This window comes from Hymenobacter citatus, assembly GCF_014333615.1.
GTDB lineage: Bacteria > Bacteroidota > Bacteroidia > Cytophagales > Hymenobacteraceae > Hymenobacter > Hymenobacter citatus.
The window spans coordinates 171,374-191,118 of sequence record NZ_JACSCY010000001.1; the positions used below are offsets into that span (position 1 = coordinate 171,374).

Sequence of the window (19,745 nt, forward strand, 5' to 3'; positions counted from 1 at the left end):
TTGTCATTTCGACCAGCGGGAGAAATCTCGCGTGCTGATGTTGGATTACTATCTACCATCAGCACGCGAGATTTCTCCCGCTGGTCGAAATGACGGCCTAGTAAGGCACGCCAGATGCTTCGGCTCCGCTCAGCAGGACGGTATGCTCACACGCGCTACTTATCAATACGAAAGCCTACCCCAAACCGGAACAGCACGTTCTGCTCCTTGGAATGCTGAAACGAGATGGACAATGCCAGCTGATCGGTAACGGGCGCGATGTAGAAGCCCGCGCCGGTGCCGCGGTGCCAGCCATCGGGCGAGCTGCCGCGGTAGTATACCCGGCCCTGGTCGTAGAACCCGAAGATGCCGTAGGAGAAGGGTAGGAACGACGTTTGGACGTGGCCCAGCGCCAGGCGCAATTCCGTGTTCAGGTACAGACTGGCGTCGCCGGTGAAGCGGTTGCGGTAATAGCCGCGCAGGTTTTCGGCCAGGCCCAGGCTGGTGTATTTGTAGAAGGGAATTTCGTCCCGGTCGCCGTAGTTTTTGGCGCCGCCGCCTTTCACTACCAGCGTGACGGGGATGCCGATGCGGGCCGTGCCGTAATACTCGGCAAAACCTTGGGTGAGGCCGAAGTTACCCTTGGCGCGGTTGAGCTGATGGTAGCTGTCGTGCTGCACCAGCAGGCGTACGCCGCGCTGGGCAAACGTCTGCCGGTCGCGCAAATCCAGATCAAACAAGGCATTCAGCCCGAGCAGGCGCTGAAAGTCGGTGTTCGGTACCAGCGCATCGGTGGGCGGGTTGCGGAGCAAGTCGCCTAAATAGCTATTGCCAGCGAAGCTGCTAGTGTACTGTTCGTAGGTAGGGCCAATGCGGAACGTGCTCTTGTTGTTGAAGAAGGTGCGCTCCAGAAAGCCATTGAGGGTGAAGCCTTTGTAGCGCGCCTTATAATACTTCGCGTCGTACAGGCCTTCATCCTTCACTGAGTTGTTGCCCAGCCCGAAGAAGTTGTAGTAGGGAAAGTAGTTGCCGTACTCAGTGCGGGCGCCAATATCCCAGTTGCCAATAGCATGGCGGTAGCGCGTGCCCAGCCCCACCTGGAAGTTGCCATTGCTGGAGCCACGCACATCCAACGTATACATATTCTTGAAACCGGGCTTACGAAAACCCTGTTGCATAAAGTTGATGCCCGCCCCGATGATAAAACCGTCGTTGCGGTTGTAGCCCAGCGTGGCACTGGGGCGGTAGGAGTCGTACTCAAAGTCCTCCCGGTCGTAGCGGTTCACGCCGGGGCGGGTAGAGGTGCGGTTGTCGCTCTCCCTGCCTAGTTGCAGATCGGTATCGGGCACATCGTACACTTTAGTGAGCGCACGCAGGCCCGCCACATGGGAGTTGTCCACGATCTGGTCTTTACCTTCCCCGCCAATAATGCGCAGCAGAACACTCTTGCGCACCTCGCCCGTCACCCGGAAAACGTCTTTGCCATCGAGGCCGTAGAGGCTTACCTCGTCGGTTTCGCGGGGGGAGAAAGTGCGGTCAAATAGCAGTTCACCGAGTTGGTCGGGTTTGTCGGTGTCCTTATCGTACATGCGCACGCGTAGGGTGCCGTCGGGTAGGCGGTCGGCCAAAAACACCTCGGCTTTGTTGGAGCCTACCACGTCCACGCGCTTAGCCAGCAGCAGGTAGTACTCGTCCAGGGCTTTGGGCAATTCCTGCACGCGGGCTTTCAGCTTGCGGTTCAGCTCATTGGTCGAAATATCCTTCAGCTCGGGGGGGAGGGTGGCAGTGGCCTCGTCGATGACGGCAGGCGTCATGGTTTGCTGCATATACTGCCCAATCTGCTGCCAGTCCTGCCTACTGAGTGACTGCAACAAGAACCGGTCGAGGTGGCGAGCGGGCCAGTTCAGGCTTTTCAGATCATGAAACTCCGCCTGAAAATCCTCGATGCTGGGTACGGCCCACTGGCGGTTGGCGAGGTAGGTGAGCACGCCGTTCCACTTAGTGAAGGCTTGGTCCCGGTCGCGCGGAATGGGCTCGTAAATGGTCTTTTTGCCCTTGTCGTAGCCGGCCCACTTCCAGTTGTCCTGGTGCTTGCCGAAGTCGGCCACCAGCATATCAAAGGCGCGCGCTTTGCCCAGTTGGTAGGCGTCGATGCGGTTGTCGTTGTCTTTGTAGAGTTGGCGGAAGAAGCTGCCCGAGCGCCGCACATTATCGGAGTTGCCGAAGCCGGGTAGGTTGGGTTTGGGGTCTTTGGGGCGGTCTTCCAGCGTACCCAGCAGGCCGGCGTAATCCTCGCGGTAGGGACCGAGCTGCTGGTTGTCGGGGAGGATGAACAGGCGCGGCCGGGCGTGCAAGATGTCCGTCTTGTCCAGCATCGAGCTGATGACCAGCGCCGAGTAGGGGTGGGCTGTGGGCGTGATGTCGCGCAGCACATCAGCGGCCACAGAGTTGCGCAGCTCCGGTGGGAGAATGCGCGTCACGTCCTTATCCACCGACCGAAACACGTACTCCGACGAGTCGGCGGCAATGAGTTTAAGCGACGTGGTCTGGCGTCCGCCCCCACGCCCAAAAGGCCGCAAACCGCCTTTTTCGGTAGCTAAATCCAGTGTTTTCACCTTCACCGGCTGGGTCCAGGAGGTGCGGTAGAGAGGCCCCATCCAGAAGCGTCGCCACGCGCCAGCCGCGTACTGCGGGCCAGGTGCTACCGTCACGGTGGCTTGGGTAGGGGCATCGGGCTTGGGTGCGGCTACCCCCTTGGGGGCCGATGGGCACTCCGGAATGTAGGCATTCACGGGCACGTTGGGTAGGCGCGGCTCCTGGCACGCCGACTGAAACACGGTATTAGCATAGGCCTCTTTGGCAGCAGTGCCAGCCGCATCAAACGTGTAGAAATACGCTTTCACCGTGCCATCGGCGAAATACTCCAGCTTCGAGAAGCCCTCTTCCGACTTATTGAATAAGGACTTACCGTTGACGCCCACGTGCTTGTTCTCTGCGAAGCTACCCGAAATCAGGTGGTAGCTGCCTTGGAACTGATTAAGCTGCAAGCTGTAGTCGTGCGAGGCGGCATAAATCACACCGGGGTTTTCCTGGAGCGTAGCCAGCATTTGCTTGGTGAACTCCTTATACGCCGGATTGGCCATGTCGCGCGGGGCGCCTACATTTTGGCGGTAGGCAGCGTAGAGCGTGCCGAACACGGGGGGTAGTAAATGGCGGCTCAGGGGCATGTGCCCGCCGTAGATGCCGTTGCTAATCACCGGCTGGTGCCCCAGTAGCAGCACATTACGGCCGTCGGTTTCTTCCAGCGCGTCCTGCAACTCCTCTCGGAATTCATCCTGAGTCAAGGTCTTACAGTCTGTATCGGGGGCTTCGGGTTTGTGGTAGGGGTGCGTCCACCAGGGCGAGTTGATGGCTACTAGGCGCACGTTGGGTGCCACGTCGATGATGTCGGGGCCGGGGCAGCCGTTGCTGGGTAGGAAGGCATCCTGACCGCCCAATTGCTTCTCGATATACTTTTCCAGCCGGCGCACCCGTTTCAAACCGTCGCGGCCGGAGTTGTCCCAGTCTTTGTCGCCGGGCACGAAGTAGATACGGCCTTTCGGCAGATCTTTCACCAGGCCAATCAGGGCGTCGACGCGTTCGGTCTCGCCGGCCCGCATCGAGTCTTTCTTGCTACCAAGGCCATTATTGCTCACCACGTCACCTAAATGCACCACCGTAAACGTGCCCGGCGTTTGCTCCAGCGTGCGGCGTAGCGTCTGGAGGTGACTGGTAGGTAGTTTAGCTGTGGCCGTGTTGCCTAACAGATAAACCGTATGAGTAGGGAGAGCTGAAGATTGGGCATGTAGAAGATTGGTTGACAGTAAAACAACTGCCAACAGGGAGGATAGTAGTTTTCGCATAGAACGGAGGGTGAAACCATTCTTACGAAAAACCAACTGAAAAGTAGATTAGAAATTCATTAGAGCATGGCCCGCAATTCAGCGGCTACCTTCACCATACCCGTACTAGCCGGTTCTGTAATAAAATGCACGTGGCGGCGGCTGGTGAGGGGCGGTTGGTGCGGGTCGATGACGTATACCGGGCAGTGGCGCGGTGCGTAATCGACCAGGCCTGCCGCTGGGTACACTTGCAGCGAGGTGCCTACCACCAGAAAGGCGTCGGCCATGGCCGCTTCGGCGGCGGCTTGCTCCATTAGCGGCACAGCTTCTCCAAACCACACAATGTTTGGCCGCAGTTGGTGGCCCCGTTCGCACAGGTCGCCCAGCTCAATCCGGTCGCCCGTCATGGGGTACACCAGTTCCTCGTGGCGCGTGCTGCGCGATTCAAATAGCTGCCCGTGCAAGTGGATGATGTGGCTGCTCCCGGCCCGCTCGTGCAGGTTATCTACATTCTGGGTCACCACTACCACGTCAAAGTCCTTTTCCAACTCGGCCAACGCAAGATGGCCGGCATTGGGCTGAGCTTCGCGGGCGGCGCGGCGGCGCTGGTTATAAAACTCTAGCACCAAGGTAGGGTCTTTAGCAAAGCCCTCGGGCGTGGCTACGTCCTCCACGCGGTGCCCTTCCCACAACCCATCAGACCCACGGAAGGTAGCCAGACCGCTTTCGGCCGAAATTCCGGCGCCCGTTAAGGCTACAATTTTCTTTTTCATCGAATAATTAACCCATTGAAACCGAAAAGGCCCCAATCATTTGGGGCCTTTTGTATACGGAGAAAGGAGCAGCTTATTTAGCCTTAGCAGTCGGTTTTTTTGCAGCGCTAGCTGTTTTCTTTGAGGCTGCTTTTTTAGCCGCAGGCTTTTTGGCCGCAGCCGCCTTCTTTGCCGGCTTGTCGGCGGTTTCGATAGTGTCAGCGGGCGGGGCGGCTTTCTTACCGAAGCGTCCGCCCTTGGCGGGCTTGTCGGGGGTGGCGGCGGCTAGCTCCAAGCAGCGTTCCAGCGAGAGGTCGGCGGGTTCTTCTCCTTTCGGAATCTTCACGTTCTTCTTACCTACCACAATGTATGGCCCAAACCGACCATTGAGCACCTGCACCTCTGGGTTTTCGGGGAATTCCTTAATCAGACGTTCCGCGTCGGCTTTACGCTTGGCTTCAATCAGCGCAATGGCCTCATCGGCGCTGATGGACAGTGGGTCCTGCGTTTTGCCCAGCGAGTAGAACTTGCTGTTGTGACGGATATACGGACCGAAGCGGCCTACAGCGGCAGTCATGTCCTTGTCTTCGTACTGCCCCACAATGCGCGGCAGCTTAAACAGCTCCAGCGCCTCGTCAATCGTCAAGTTCTCAATGAACTGGCCTTTGCGCAAACTGGCATACACCGGCTTTTCGTCCTCGGGCGCGCCCTCTAGGGGCTCAATCTGCACGTAAGGGCCAAAACGACCCAGACGTGCCGTAATCTTCTGTCCGGTTTCGGGATGGGTGCCCAGCTCGCGGGTGGAGCCCAGGGAGCTGCGCTCAATGTCCTGCCCTCGCTCCACGGTTTCGTGGAAGGTGCCGTAAAAGTCGCCGATCATCTTCTCCCACTGCTCCAGGCCGTTGGCAATCTGGTCGAACTCGTCTTCTACCTTGGCCGTGAACTGATAGTCCACAATCACTGGGAAGTGGTCTACCAGGAAGTCATTGACAATCATCGCCGTATCCGTTGGGAACAGTTTGGCTTTATCGGCGCCGTAGGTTTCGGTTTTTACCTCTGTTTTCACTGCGTCGCCGTCCAGCGTCAGCACGTGGAACTTGCGCTCCTTGCCCTCGCGGGAGTCTTTTTCGGCGTAGCCGCGCTTCTGAATGGTAGAGATGGTAGGAGCGTAGGTAGAAGGGCGGCCAATGCCCATTTCTTCCAGCTTTTTCACCAGCGAAGCCTCTGTGTAGCGCGCCGGTGGCTGCGAAAACCGCTCGTTGGCCCGCAACAACTGCAAGGGTAGGCGCTGGCCTACTGTCAGGGGAGGCAGGCCGCGCGAAAACGAAGATTCTGCATCAGCATCTTCGTCGCCTTCATCCTTGCTTTCGGCGTAGGCTTTCAGAAAACCCTCAAATGTAATTACCTCACCTGTGGCTGTGAGCGTCACGCCCGGCTGGGTGCTGATGCCAATGGTAGCGACTGTGCGCTCAATCTGCGCGTCGGCCATTTGCGAAGCCATAGCGCGCTTCCGGATTAGGTCGTACAGCCGCTGCTCGGCTGATTCGCCGCCTGCTTTGGCCAACGAGAAATCGGTAGGACGAATGGCTTCGTGCGCTTCCTGCGCAGAGGCCGATTTGGTTTTGAAATGCCGTTGGAACGCGTACTCTGCGCCGTAGGCCCGCGTGATTTCAGCCTGTGCCCCAGCTAGTGCCTCCGCCGACAGGTTCACGGAGTCCGTGCGCATGTAGCTGATTTTACCGGCTTCGTACAGCTTCTGAGCCACGCTCATGGTCTGCGCCACCGAGAAGCCCAGCTTACGCGAGGCTTCCTGCTGCAGGGTAGAGGTAGTGAAAGGCGGCGCCGGCGAGCGTTTGCCGGGCTTTTTTTCTAGATTCTCAATGGTATAAACTGCGCCTGCGCAACGCGCCAGAAAGGCATCGGCCTCCTCACGGGTTTTGAAGCGGGTAGGCAGTTCGGCTTCCAACACGGCACCCTGTCCAGCATCAAAGCGAGCTACTACACGGTAAGCCGACGACACGCTAAACTGCTGAATCTCCCGCTCGCGCTCTACTACCAGGCGTACCGCCACGGATTGCACCCGCCCAGCCGACAAACCTGCTTTAATTTTCTTCCACAGCACCGGGCTCAGCTCAAAGCCTACCAAACGGTCGAGCACGCGACGGGCCTGCTGGGCATTCACCAGGTTCAGGTCGATTTCGCGGGGCGAATCGATGGCGTTGAGAATCGCGTTCTTCGTAATCTCGCGAAATACGATGCGGCGGGTTTTCGCGTTGGTCAGGTTCAGCGTTTCGGCCAAGTGCCACGAAATAGCTTCGCCTTCGCGGTCGTCGTCACTGGCCAACCACACCGTTTCAGCTTCTTTCGATAGTTTTTTCAGCTCCGAAATCAACTCGCGTTTATCTGGCGAAACTACATAGGTAGGCTTGAAGCCATTGGCAATATCAATAGCGTTGTTGTCCTTCGGCAAGTCGCGGACATGTCCAAAGCTAGATTTCACAATGAAATCTTTGCCTAAGTATCCTTCAATCGTCTTTGCCTTGGCAGGAGACTCAACAATAACTAGATTTTTAATCATAGGAAGAAAGCCCGGAGGTGGGGTACTGGAGGTGGGGATCAACTAAGAAAACGGGTGGGCGCAGTAAAAGTTGATTTAGGGGCAAAGATGCTGGAATAATCCGGTGTGCCGCGTCATGTACTGTGCTACCCGTCGTCTGCATAAGGTCGGCGTATCATTGATAAATACAGTTGCGGGGGTGTAAGTAGTTCAGCTGTTGCTCATTTTGACAAAAGCCGTTCCCGAAAAAAAGCCTGCGCGCCCCAACGACGTATTTACTACCTTTGCCAGTCAGGTAAAACCGTCGTGCTCACGCAAACTGATAGGATTTATCGAACTGCTCTCAGCCCGTCCATCTCGTATTATATGGCATCAGGTAAGAATATCCAACCGACGACCAACCCTGCTCCTTCCGCACCGGAGTCCGATCAGGCGGTGAAGCCCGTTGATGAAAAGAAGGCCGCGGGTCTGGCCCGACGCGTAGGCCAGACCCGCGGCTTGCAACGACAAGCCACCAGCGCCCAGGAAGCTGCTTATATCGACGACCAGCTCAACCGTGTGCTCTACGCCCTCGACGCCTTTAAAAAAGGCGACATATCGGTGCGGCTAACCAAGCAGAACAACGACATCTTTGCCGATATTGCCGAGGCCTACAACTCCATGGTGGAGATGATTAGCGGGGTAGGGGGCGAGGTGTCGCGCATTTCCAAAGTAGCGGGAGTAGAAGGCAACCTGAAGGCCCGCGCCTCGGCCGAGAATGCCTCCGGCTTCTGGCGCGATATGATCAACAACATCAATGGCCTGGTAGACAGCATTGCCGTGCCGGTGTTGGAAGTAGGCAAGGTGCTGAAGAATATCTCGAAAGGCAATCTGGACGAGACGTTCCAGATTCCGGTGTCAGGTGACTTCAAGCTGATGGCCGAAACCATCAACAAGACCATCGACAACCTCAACGTATTTGCTGGCGAGGTAACCCGCGTAGCACAGGAGGTAGGCACCGAGGGCCGCCTGGGCGGTCAAGCCAACGTGCCGAACGTGGGCGGTGTGTGGAAGGACCTCACCGACAACGTGAACACGATGGCCTCGAACCTGACCAGTCAGGTACGCGACATTGCCAACGTGGCCACCGCCGTAGCCAAAGGCGACTTGAGCCAGAAAATCACCGTTGATGTGAAAGGCGAGCTATTCCAGCTCAAGCAGAACCTCAACCAGATGGTAGACTCGCTGAACCTGTTTGCCGGCGAGGTAACGCGCGTGGCGCAGGAGGTAGGCACCGAAGGCCGCCTAGGCGGCCAAGCCAGCGTGCCCGGCGTGGCTGGCGTGTGGAAAGACCTGACGGACAACGTAAATAACATGGCCGCCAACCTGACCAGCCAGGTACGCGACATTGCCAACGTGGCCACCGCCGTAGCCCGTGGCGACCTAAGCCAGAAGATGACGGTGAACGTGAAGGGCGAGATTCTGGAGCTGAAGGACATTCTGAACCAGATGGTGGACTCCTTGAATACGTTTGGCGACGAAGTGACGCGCGTATCGCGGGAGGTAGGCACCGAGGGCAAGCTCGGCGGGCAAGCCGTAGTGCCCAACGTGAGCGGCACGTGGAAAGAGCTGACCGACAACGTGAACACGATGGCCTCGAACCTGACCAGCCAGGTACGCGACATTGCCAACGTGGCTACCGCGGTAGCCCGCGGCGACTTGTCACAGAAGATGACCGTGGATGTAAAAGGAGAAATCCTGGAGCTGAAGGACATTCTGAACCAGATGGTGGACTCCTTGAATACGTTTGGTGACGAAGTGACGCGCGTATCACGGGAGGTAGGCACCGAGGGCAAACTCGGCGGCCAAGCCGTAGTGCCCAACGTGAGCGGCACGTGGAAAGAGCTGACCGACAACGTGAACACAATGGCCTCGAACCTGACCAGCCAGGTACGCGACATTGCCAACGTGGCTACCGCCGTAGCACGGGGCGACCTAAGCCAGAAAATGACGGTAAACGTGCGGGGCGAGATTCTGGAATTGAAAGATATTCTCGACCAGATGGTGGACTCCTTGAATGTGTTTGCGGGCGAGGTGACGCGCGTATCACGCGAGGTAGGCACCGAGGGTATCCTGGGTGGTCAAGCTGTAGTACCGAACGTAGCCGGCACGTGGAAAGAGCTGACGGACAACGTGAACACGATGGCCTCGAACCTGACCAGTCAGGTGCGCGACATTGCTAACGTGGCCACCGCTGTAGCCCGTGGCGACCTGAGCCAGAAAGTAACCGTTGATGTGAAAGGCGAGCTGCTCCAACTCAAGGAAAACCTCAACCGCATGGTTGACTCGCTGAACATCTTTGCTGGTGAGGTAACGCGCGTGGCGCAAGAGGTAGGCACCGAGGGCCGCCTGGGCGGTCAGGCCAGCGTACCCGGCGTGAGCGGCGTATGGAAAGATCTGACGGATAACGTAAATACCATGGCCGCCAACCTGACCACCCAAGTACGCGGCTTGGTGAAGGTAGTAACGGCCGTATCGCAGGGCGACCTGACCCAGAGCCTGGAGTTGGACGCTAAAGGCGAAGTAGCCGAGCTGGCCGACACCATCAACCGCATGGTAGCCGACCTCAACCGTCTCGCGGTGGAGGTAAGCCGTGTAGCCAAGGTAGCCGGGGTAGAAGGCAAACTCACTGAGCGCGCTACCGTAGGCGGCGTAAGCGGCTCCTGGAAAGAACTAGTCGACACCCTCAACGACCTACTCGAATCCATTGCATCGCCGGTGCTGGAAGTAAGCCGTGTAGTGCGGGGCATCTCCGAGGGCGACCTGACCCAGCACGTGGAAGTACCTACTGCCGGCGACATCGAAGCTATGTCGAGCGCCTTGAACCTGGCCGTTGAAAACCTGAACGAGCTGCTAGGCGAAATCAACGACTCAGCGCAGGTAGTGGGACAGTCGTCAGGCGAAATGGCCATGAAAGGCCAGGAAATGAGCCGCGTGACGGTGGATGTAGCCCTGGCCATGCAGCAAATGGCCGAGGGCGCACAGAACCAAGCCCTGAAAACCGATCAGGCCTTCAAGCTGATCGAAGAGATTATGCAGGCCACCAAGGAAACCGCCGGTAAAGCTGATGTAGGCATCAAGGCCGCTATTCTAGGTGAGCAAACCTCGCAGTTGGGCCTGAAAACAGTGGCGGAAGTGGTGAAAAATATGGAAGAGATTTCCAGCGCCGCTACCCAAACCTCGCGCACGATCGAAGTCCTGAGCACCCGCTCACAGGAGATTAGCACGTCGCTGGGCGTTATCACCGACATTGCGGCCCAAACCAACCTGCTGGCGTTGAATGCTGCCATTGAGGCCGCCCGTGCCGGCGAGGCTGGCCGTGGCTTTGCCGTAGTAGCGGAGGAAATTCGCAAGCTGGCGGAAAGCTCCCGCCGCTCGGCCAACGAAATCAGTACGCTGGTAGATGATGTGAAGAAGGATACTACCACCGCTGCCGCCGCTATTTCCACCATGGAAGGCCGCGTGATGAAGGGTAAAAATGCCACCTTCGAGGCCAGTGCTGCCTTTAAAAACATTGCCACCAGCAGCGGCGAAACCCTGCGTACCTCCCGCGACATTCTCACAGCCACTGAAGTGCAGAAAGCCTCTATCGGTGATGTGGTGAAGTACGTGGAGGAAGTGGTAGCCATTGCTGAGCAAACGGCCTCGGGCACCCAGCAGGTAGCCAGCACAGCCAAGCAGCTCTCTACCTCCATGCAGGAGTTGACGACCTCCAGCCAGAACCTGACAGATATTGCTGACGACCTGCAAGACGGCCTAGCTGCCTTCCTGCTGATGGAGGACGAAGAGCCAGAGCCTGAGCCCGAACCGGAGCCACAACGACGGTTGGGCCTACGGCGGCGTGAACAAGCAAAAGCTGCTGCTACGTTGTCAACGAATGGCAGTACGCCGCCCCCCCGGCCTCAGGCAGCTGCTCCACGGCCGGCTAGGCCCGCAGCTCCTGCTGCTCGGCGTGGTACGGCCCCTGCTGCACTCGACGAGTCAACCGAGAATAGCAACGGTCAAAAAAAACCAACCCGCGCGAAAGCTCGTGCCGAGAAGCCGTCGGCTGATGGCAAGGCCACCAAGCCGGAAGCGTCTACTTCTGCCAAACCGACACGTAAGGCCCGCACAAAATAAATAACCTCCTGGGGTAGGAAGTAGGCCAGTCTGCATGTAGACTGGCCTACCTACCACATCCGTAAGCATTTGCTGCATGGCAGACTCTGACAACGCCACCAACGACAAGAAAATTACCAAGCAGGAGCCTCTTATTCAGCTAATTGTATTTCGCTTGGGCGACGAAGACTACGGGATTCGGATTGAGCAGGTGAAGGAAGTGACGCTGACGCCGGAAATAGCGCGCATGCCCAAAACGCCTGATTTCGTGAAGGGTATTGCCAACCTGCGGGGTGATATCATCACGATTATCGATCTGGAGGAGCGGTTTCAGCTGCGCTCAGCTGGAACAGAAATGCCTGCCGTTAGCTATACAATGGCTATTGAGGGCAAGGAGTACACCATCGGGATTGTGGTGCGTGAGGTGCCGCAGCCGTTGTCCATTCCGGCATCCATCATCGAAAAAGCGCCCGAGTTTATTCAGGATATCAACATTCACGACAAATACATCGAGGGCATTGCCAAGGTAAACGGGCGTATTATCGTGGTGTTGGATATGCTGAAGCTGCTAACGCCCGCCGAAATCATGCAGCTACCTGCAAAAAGCTAATCTTCGCCTGTTCCTCTACGTACAAGAGCCGGGGCGGCCCACTGTCCTGCTCCCTCTTCTCTAAACTCAGACTACTGCACTTTTTTCGTATGAAAAACCGCATTCTCATTGTAGACGATTCCTTCTACATGCGCACGATGCTCAAGAATATGCTCACCGACGCGGGCTATGAAGTGGTAGGCGAAGCCGCAAATGGTCAGCAAGCCCTGGAAATGGCTGCTGCGACCCGGCCCGACCTCATCACCCTCGACGTCATTCTACCCGACAACACGGGCCTCGACGTGCTGAAAGGCATCCGCGAAGATCAACCAGACGTGAAAGTGGTGATGTGCAGCGCCGTGGGGCAAGAGGTAATTGTAAACGAAGCCTTAGAAAGCGGAGCTACAGCTTATATCGTCAAACCTTTCTCGGAGGAGAAAGTGCTGGAAATTGTGGGTAGCGCTTTACAAACCAGCGGTTCCAGCGAAGCCTAAGCCTGTTTTATTTGTGTGCGGCATGCGGTGCCGCCACTTGTATTACCTATTCCGTGTCTAATCCCTCCACCCCTGTTTCTGTCCTGATTGGCAATCTGCCACCGCTGGTGCGGGAGGAGTTGGTGTGCCTGTTGCGTAGAGAGCCTGCCTGGCAAGTGGTGCCGGTGCAACCAGCACGGGGGAGGATAGCCGCTATGGCTCGGCAGTACCAGGTAGATCTGGTGATTGCCGATGAAAGTGGCATGATGGAACTGGCTGAGCTGGCACAGGTGCATCCGGTGCCCGTGATTTTGTATAGTGCTTTTTCGCTGGGTGGCGCCCGCCTCCGGCAGGCTACCCGCTGGAACGTGCACGACTATTTTGGGCCTTGGATACCGCAGGAAAGTCCGTCATTTAGTGATTGGCGATTGTATTTGTTGCAGAAGCTACAATCAGTTGTTGCTCAGCCTGTGACCTTTGCCCAAGCATTGCCGGAAGCAGGGCCTACTTCGCTGCCTAGCGGTATTGTAGTGCTAGGTGGTTCTACAGGCGGTTCGGCAGCTGTGGAAAGTGTAGTGCATCAATTACTTCCTTCCAACTGTGCCATTCTAGTGGCAGTGCATTTGCCGGCTGTTTTCACCCAGACACTGGTAGACCGCCTGCGCCGTGTTACGTCGCTGCCCGTAGTGAATGGTAAAGCCGGCACCATCCTGACGCCCGGTAAAATAATAGTGATGCCCGGTGGCGGCAATACCACCATCAAAACTGCCACTGGCACCCCTTGGATTAGCTGGCAAACCAGCTTTATAGAGGCAGAGCTTCATGCACCTAACAATCTGCCCTCTATTGATTTGTTGATGCAATCCGTTGTGCAAACTACGGGTCGGCCTACATTGGGGGTTATTCTTAGCGGCCTGGGCAACGATGGTACCCAAGGCGCCCGTGCTATCCGGCAGCGCGGCGGGCAGGTGATTGTGCAGCGCGAGGCTGCTGTAGCCGCTATGCCCCAATCGGTATTGCAAGCGGGGTATGCTGATCAGGAACTATCGCTAAAAGATATTCCTGGCTATATCAATCAGTTTGCGTTGCGAGCCCGACCCGGCCGTCGGTTGGTTTCTTCCTTTTCTCCTGCTACCCAGCTATGAAATCGAGAGAAGAAGAATACCGCGAAATATTTATGGTGGAGGCGCTCGAGTACTACGACGCCATGAGCCGCCATATCAGTGAGTTAGAGAGGAATCCAGCCGATTCGGCGGCGCTCAATGAGCTGTTTCGCTTAATGCACAACCTGAAGGCCAATGCCCGGGCCATGGGCTACCCTGCTATCAGCGAGGTAGCGCACCGGATGGAAACCATTTTTGGTCTCATTCGCGACAAAGAGCGCACCTTCGAGGGCAACGTGGTGCCGGTGCTGTTCACCGGGGTAGACACCATCGGGGAAATGATTCGGGCAGTGGGGGCTAGTAATGAGCTCCCTTCGGCCGACACGCTGCTGGCGAACCTCGACCGGTTAGTGAATGGCGAGGAGCCCGTCTTGGAAGATCAGCCAGAAGCCGATGACGACGACGCCAACCGCAAATTGGAGCTGTCGGATCTGGTGTATATCCAGATCAAGAAGCTCGACCACTTGATGAATCTGGTAGGGGAGCTGATTATTGACCGCGACCGGATTCTGACACTGAGCAAGGAAAGCGACAGCCCAGCTTTGCAAGCCACGGCGGCGCATTTGTTCCGTATTTCTGATGAGCTACAGTACAGCATCATGGATGTGCGCCTGGTGAACGTAGGCTCCTTGTTCAACAAGTTTCCGCGGGTAGTGCGCGACGTGGCCGCTGCCGAGAAAAAAGATATTGCGCTGGAGGTAGACGGGCAGGATATTCAGATTGACCGCAACATTTTACAAATCATCACCGATTCGCTGCTGCACTTGGTGCGCAACGCCATTGGGCACGGGATTGAGGCGCCCGACGTGCGCGAGAAAGCCGGCAAGCCAGCGCAAGGACAGTTGACGCTGGCCGCCCAAACGGAGCGCGACAACGTACTCATTCAGGTATCCGACGACGGAGCTGGTATCAACGTAGACAGCGTGCGTCGCAAGGCCGTGGAACGCGGCTTAGTTGGCGCTGAAGCCGCGCAGCAATTAGACGACGATGCCGTGCGGGCCTTTCTGTTTGAGCCAGGTTTCTCCATGGCGAAAGAAATCACCGACATTTCGGGTCGGGGAGTAGGGCTGGATGTGGTGAAGCTGGCTATCGATTCGCTCGGCGGGCAGTTGCGCGTTAGCTCTACCTTAGGTAAGGGCACCACGTTCACGCTGGTGCTGCCTACCTCCATCGCGGTGAAAGGTGCCCTGCTTTTTGAATTGGATGCCCGCAGCTACGCTATTCCGCTCATGCATACCGACTCGGTGGTGTCGTTGCAGCCAGAAGACCTGCACGTGGTAGGCGGCCTGTTGCTGGCCGAAGTGCAGGACGAAAACGTACCCGTGGTAGACTTGCGCCGCTTGCTACACAATAGCGACGGCCCACTACCCCCCGCCAACCGCCACGAATTGCAAGGCCGGCAGGACATCATCATCGTCAACTACAACAACCGTAAGCTGGGCCTGATCATCGACCGGTTTCTGCGTCAGCAGAGCATCGTAATCAAACCCATGAGTAAACCGCTTGATACTATTGATTTGTTTGGGGGAGTGACCCTTTTGGGAAGCGGCCAGGTCTGCCTGGTGCTGGATGTACCAGCTCTCACCCGACTTTTTTTAGCCAAGCGCCCATAAAAACACGTACTTGCAGACACCGGACAATCTCAACCGTTGAGAGAGCTCGCTTAATTGATACATTTCTATGGATTTGCACATGACAGAACTAGAGCGGGACATCATCCGCGAGATTCTGAACATTGGCCTTGCCAGGGCAGCTGACTCCTTCGCGGTGATTGCGCAGGAGCGGGTGCTACTGGAGGTGCCCAACCTGGACTTGGTGCCGGGCAGCAACATCCTGGGGCGCGTGCACGAGTATGAAGGCACGCACGTCATTATTCAGTCGGATATCAAGGGTGACTTCAACGGGACCACGCTCATGTTCTTCTCAGGGCAGCATGTGCAACGGCTTTCCAAGGTATGCCTGCGTATGAACGTGAGCGACAGCATCAAAATAGATGCGATGCAGGAATCGTTGCTGCTGGAAATCAGCAACATTATCACGGGGGCTTTGGTAACGCAGCTGGCTAATATTCTAAAATCGAATATCTATGGGGCACCACCCGTAGCGCCCCGCGGCAACATTGCCGATTCGCTCAATAGCCTGATGACCAACCGGCCTATGGTGCAGCCGCTCATCTTCTCCGTTATCACGCAGTTTTCGGACAAAGACAACTCCGTGGAGCTGCCGCTGATGATTTTCTTTGACCGTGAGACGTTCGCCAAAATGCTGGAAATTATCCGCGCCTATAACTTTATGGGTGGGCAGGCATCGGCCTAAGTACGCCGTTTGCGAAGTATTTTCGCGCTGGCTATTATTTGGTTGCCTACTAGCATATGCAGCCAGATGATAGCCAGCGCTTTGTTTGTATTCGTTTTTACCGCTTTTTCATGGAACATTCCGCTGCTTCTTCGCTGGAACAAAAGTTAGCTAATTTCGACCCCAATGCCCTTGGCGACACGGCGGGCGGTGTATATGGCCTACCCTTCACGGTGGAGGAAGCACAGATGGTAATTGTGCCCGTGCCGTGGGAAGTCACGGTTTCCTACCGTGCCGGCACTGCCGAAGCCCCCGAAGCCATCCGTGACGCCTCTTTGCAAGTGGACCTCTACGACCCGGACATTCCAGACGCGTGGCGTCTGGGTTTGGCCATGGAGGAAGTAGATGAGCACTGGGCCCAGGAAAGCCGCACCCTCCGCGAGCAGGCCGCTAGCTATATCGGGTGGCTGGAAGCTGGTGAGCCTGAAGCCGACGCCACGCGTTTTGCCAACACGGCCAGTTCCATCAGTCAACGCGGCCAAGAGCTGCTCACGTGGCTGAAAGATAAGACCGGCGCCTACCTCGACGCGGGTAAAGCTGTGGTGGTACTGGGCGGCGACCATAGCACGCCGTTGGGCTACCTGCACGCCCTGGCCGAGCGCCACCAGGAATTCGGTATTCTACAAATTGACGCGCATTGCGACCTACGCCCCGCCTATGAGGGCTTCACGTACTCGCACGCTTCCATCATGCATAATGCTCTGCAACTGCCGCAGGTGAAGAAGCTGGTGCAGGTAGGCATCCGCGATTTGTGCCAGCAGGAAGCCGAAACCATCGACCAATCGGGTGGGCGCGTGGTAATGTTCCATAACCGCTTCCTGCGCGATGAAATGTACGCCAAGAAATCGTGGAAAAAGCAGTGCGGTAAGATCATCGCGCAGCTACCCCAGAAAGTATACATCAGTTTTGATATTGATGGACTGGATCCTAAGCTGTGCCCCGGTACTGGTACACCCGTACCAGGCGGATTGGAGTTTGAGGAAGCCGTATACTTGGTGCGGCAAATTGTGCGCTCGGGCCGCGAAATCATCGGCTTCGACCTGAACGAAGTAGCCCCCGGCGACACCGAATGGAATGCTATTGTAGGGGCCCGTCTGCTCTACAACCTGTGCAACTGGATGGCCGTTTCGCAGGGCCGTTTGAAAGCGCGCAAGGTAGAATAAACTATATAGCTAAACGCTAATGCTGCGTTTTCGTATGAAGAGACCAGCTTGCGGTTGCAAGCTGGTCTTTTTCTTTCTCCCTCATCTCTCTCCAAATCATGGGCTTCATCCTCAAACTCCTCCTGACAGCCATTCTTACGTACCTGCTAGCTTCCTTTTTGCCCGGCGCGCACATCGACGGATTTGGCTCAGCTATCTGGTTGGTTATCGTATTGGCTTTGCTGAATGCTTTCGTGAAACCAATTCTACAGCTGATTGGCCTACCCATTACAATCATCACGCTGGGCCTCTTCCTGTTGGTTATCAATGCCCTGATTGTAATGCTAGCCAGCTATTTGCTGAGCGGTTTTGAAATCAGCGGATTCTTTGCAGCACTGCTGTTTAGCATTGTGCTCTCGTTGGTAACGACGGTAGTGGACAAAGTAGTTGACTAACTGCACAGTAAGCAACAACGAAAAAGCCGGCTGCTCAAATAGAGCAGCCGGCTTTTTTTGCGCGTTATGGGTAGGGCTCTACCCTTACAGCCGGCGCAGTTGCGCGCCCAGCGCCGTCAGGCGTTTATCGATGTTCTGGTAGCCACGGTCAATTTGCTCCACGTTCTCAATCACGCTGCGGCCTTCGGCCGACAGGGCCGCAATAAGCAGCGCTACCCCAGCCCGGATGTCGGGTGAGGTCATGGTAATGCCATGCAGACGCGTGCGCTTATCCAGCCCGATAACGGTGGCGCGGTGCGGGTCGCAGAGGATAATCTGCGCGCCCATATCGATGAGCTTATCCACGAAGAACAAGCGCGACTCAAACATTTTCTGGTGAATCAGCACCGTGCCTTTGGCTTGGGTTGCCACTACCAGAATGATGCTGAGCAGGTCGGGTGTGAGGCCAGGCCAAGTGTGGTCCGAGATGGTCAGGATGCTACCGTCGAGGTAGGTGTTGATTTCGTAGTGCTCCTGGGCCGGAATGTAAATGTCATCATCCCGAAATTCCAGCTTGATACCCAGCTTGCGGAACGTGTCCGGAATCAGACCCAACTCCGCAATCTGGCAGTTCTTGATGGTGATTTCGGAGCCCGTCATGGCTGCTAAGCCAATGAAAGAGCCAATTTCGATCATATCGGGCAACATGCGGTGCTCGGTGCCGCCGAGGCTTTCTACACCTTCGATGGTGAGCAGGTTGGAGCCGATGCCGTTAATCTTGGCGCCCATGCGGACTAGCATCTTGCACAGCTGTTGGAGGTAGGGCTCACAGGCAGCGTTGTAGATGGTGGTGGTGCCTTCGGCCAGCACAGCGGCCATTACCAGGTTAGCGGTTCCCGTTACGGAGGCCTCATCCAGCAGCATATAGGTGCCTTGCAGCTTGCCGTCGGTGCTGATGCGGTAGAAGTCGTTGCTTTCCAGTGTGAGCTTACCACCCAACTTTTCGAGACCCACAAAGTGCGTATCCAGCGGCCGACGGCCAATTTTGTCGCCGCCGGGGCGGGGTAGCTGGCACTTACCGAAACGGGCCAGCATGGGTCCCAGAATCATTACAGAGCCGCGCAGCGCCCTACCCTGGGCCACGAAGGCTTCGGTATCGAGGTAGTCCAGGTGCACGTCGTCGGCCTGAAATACGTAGGTGTCAACGCCAATCTTACCCACTTTCACCCCCATATCGCGCAGCAGCTCAATGAGCTTGTTCACGTCGCGGATGTCGGGGATGTTGCTAATGGTAACGGGTTCAGCGGTGAGCAGCACGGCGCACAAAATCTGGAGCGCTTCGTTTTTGGCGCCCTGCGGGATGATTTCGCCTTTCAGGGGCTGGCCGCCGATTACTTCAAAAGATGCCATGTTCTAGGAGCTAGTAGCTAATGGCTGTCAGCTATTAGCTTTTTAAAGCGTTGGGAGAGAAATTGAGGGAACAAAGCTAACAGCTAACTGCCATTAGCCAACAGCTAACAATAAAGCTTACTGTGGTGGCTGTTGCGGCTCCTGACGACCTTTTTTACCGCGGCCGCGCTGCTTATCGCGGCGGTTGTTGTTGCCGGAACCACCGCGCCGGTCGTTACGGTCGTTGCGGGGCTGCGGTACGATAAAGGGTACCGGGCGGCCGTTGGTGGTAAATTCAAATAGGTTTTGCGCATCTACCTGTGCCGGATCGAGCGTGAGCTTGCCCCCCGATAACTCCTTCAGGTGCTTCAGGATGGTCACATCCTTGGCGTTTTCCTTATTGTAGGAGCGGTATAGAAACTTCATGGTGCGCCCGATGGTGATGGCCGCTTGCTCGCGCTCGGTGGGGTCTTCCAACGCCGATGCCTGTTCAATCATCAGCTCCACGCCGCGGCCATAGGTCTTGAGTTTGGGAGCTTTGGCAGGGTAGGGGACGCGGGCGGGTTTGGCCTGGTTGAGCGTGCCTTGCAGGGTTACGGGCGCGTCCACGTCCAGCTCCTCGCCGGCCATGATGTAGAGGTGGTTCCAAAGCTTTTGCTGCACGTCTTGCTGGTCGCGCAAGCTGGGTTGCAGGCGCAACATCAGCTGTACCAACTGCTGAGCGCGGCGGGTGCGCTCGTCGCGGTCTTCAATAGTACGCAGCTGTTGCACCAGCTCATAGGTGCTCTGGCCGTACTCGCGCACCAGCAAATTATGTTCGGTAGGGATAGTCATGAGGAAAGAAAACAACCGGAGGGTAGGAAATACACCTAGCGCACAGCGGTTGCCGTGCGC

At 56.8% G+C, this 19,745-nt stretch carries 13 protein-coding genes; 8 read left to right on the top strand and 5 right to left on the bottom strand.

The window, feature by feature from the left end; genetic code table 11:
- Positions 1-155: 155 nt before the first annotated feature.
- The 3 genes from H8B15_RS00710 to topA all read right to left on the bottom strand — a co-directional run bounded on the left by H8B15_RS00710 (position 156) and on the right by topA (position 7,190).
- On the bottom strand, positions 156-3,881 hold the full coding sequence (locus H8B15_RS00710; protein WP_187317736.1) for a BamA/TamA family outer membrane protein: 3,726 nt from the start codon (positions 3,879-3,881) through the stop codon (positions 156-158).
- A gap of 59 nt (positions 3,882-3,940) precedes the next feature.
- Positions 3,941-4,633, bottom strand: coding sequence for an SIR2 family NAD-dependent protein deacylase (locus H8B15_RS00715; RefSeq protein WP_187317737.1), 693 nt, complete (start codon positions 4,631-4,633; stop codon positions 3,941-3,943).
- Between the two features lie 73 nt (positions 4,634-4,706).
- Positions 4,707-7,190: a type I DNA topoisomerase gene (gene topA, locus H8B15_RS00720; protein ID WP_187317738.1), complete on the bottom strand. Its 2,484-nt coding sequence runs from the start codon at positions 7,188-7,190 to the stop codon at positions 4,707-4,709.
- A gap of 345 nt (positions 7,191-7,535) precedes the next feature.
- Between topA and H8B15_RS00725 the strand changes: the two genes are divergently transcribed.
- The 8 genes from H8B15_RS00725 to H8B15_RS00760 all read left to right on the top strand — a co-directional run bounded on the left by H8B15_RS00725 (position 7,536) and on the right by H8B15_RS00760 (position 17,483).
- A complete protein-coding gene (locus H8B15_RS00725; RefSeq protein ID WP_246455260.1) occupies positions 7,536-11,327 on the top strand; it encodes a HAMP domain-containing protein in 3,792 nt (1,263 codons plus the stop codon).
- Positions 11,328-11,403: 76 nt separating this feature from the next.
- The gene (locus tag H8B15_RS00730; RefSeq protein ID WP_187317739.1) at positions 11,404-11,916 is read left to right on the top strand and encodes a chemotaxis protein CheW; all 513 of its coding nucleotides are present in this window, start codon (positions 11,404-11,406) and stop codon (positions 11,914-11,916) included.
- 89 nt (positions 11,917-12,005) lie between these two features.
- Positions 12,006-12,389, top strand: coding sequence for a response regulator (locus tag H8B15_RS00735; protein WP_185283316.1), 384 nt, complete (start codon positions 12,006-12,008; stop codon positions 12,387-12,389).
- Positions 12,390-12,442: 53 nt separating this feature from the next.
- A complete protein-coding gene (locus H8B15_RS00740; RefSeq protein ID WP_187317740.1) occupies positions 12,443-13,513 on the top strand; it encodes a chemotaxis protein CheB in 1,071 nt (356 codons plus the stop codon).
- A complete protein-coding gene (locus H8B15_RS00745) occupies positions 13,510-15,144 on the top strand; it encodes a chemotaxis protein CheA (protein WP_187317741.1) in 1,635 nt (544 codons plus the stop codon). Before H8B15_RS00740 ends, H8B15_RS00745 begins: the two co-directional genes overlap by 4 nt.
- 79 nt (positions 15,145-15,223) lie before the next feature.
- Positions 15,224-15,847 (top strand): chemotaxis protein CheC, encoded by a 624-nt coding sequence (locus H8B15_RS00750; protein ID WP_187317742.1) that lies wholly within the window; start codon positions 15,224-15,226, stop codon positions 15,845-15,847.
- A gap of 110 nt (positions 15,848-15,957) precedes the next feature.
- A complete protein-coding gene (gene speB / locus H8B15_RS00755) occupies positions 15,958-17,049 on the top strand; it encodes an agmatinase (protein WP_187317743.1) in 1,092 nt (363 codons plus the stop codon).
- 98 nt (positions 17,050-17,147) lie between these two features.
- Positions 17,148-17,483 (top strand): phage holin family protein, encoded by a 336-nt coding sequence (locus H8B15_RS00760; RefSeq protein WP_187317744.1) that lies wholly within the window; start codon positions 17,148-17,150, stop codon positions 17,481-17,483.
- Positions 17,484-17,567: 84 nt separating this feature from the next.
- Here H8B15_RS00760 and murA read toward each other — a convergent pair whose 3' ends face one another.
- Positions 17,568-18,872 carry a UDP-N-acetylglucosamine 1-carboxyvinyltransferase gene (murA, locus tag H8B15_RS00765; RefSeq protein ID WP_187317745.1) on the bottom strand — a complete coding sequence of 435 codons (1,305 nt, stop codon included), beginning with the start codon at positions 18,870-18,872 and terminating at the stop codon, positions 17,568-17,570.
- A 117-nt stretch (positions 18,873-18,989) separates the two neighbouring features.
- Positions 18,990-19,685, bottom strand: a complete 696-nt coding sequence (locus H8B15_RS00770; RefSeq protein ID WP_187317746.1) for a DUF4290 domain-containing protein — start codon at positions 19,683-19,685, stop codon at positions 18,990-18,992.
- Between the last annotated feature and the right edge of the window lie 60 nt (positions 19,686-19,745).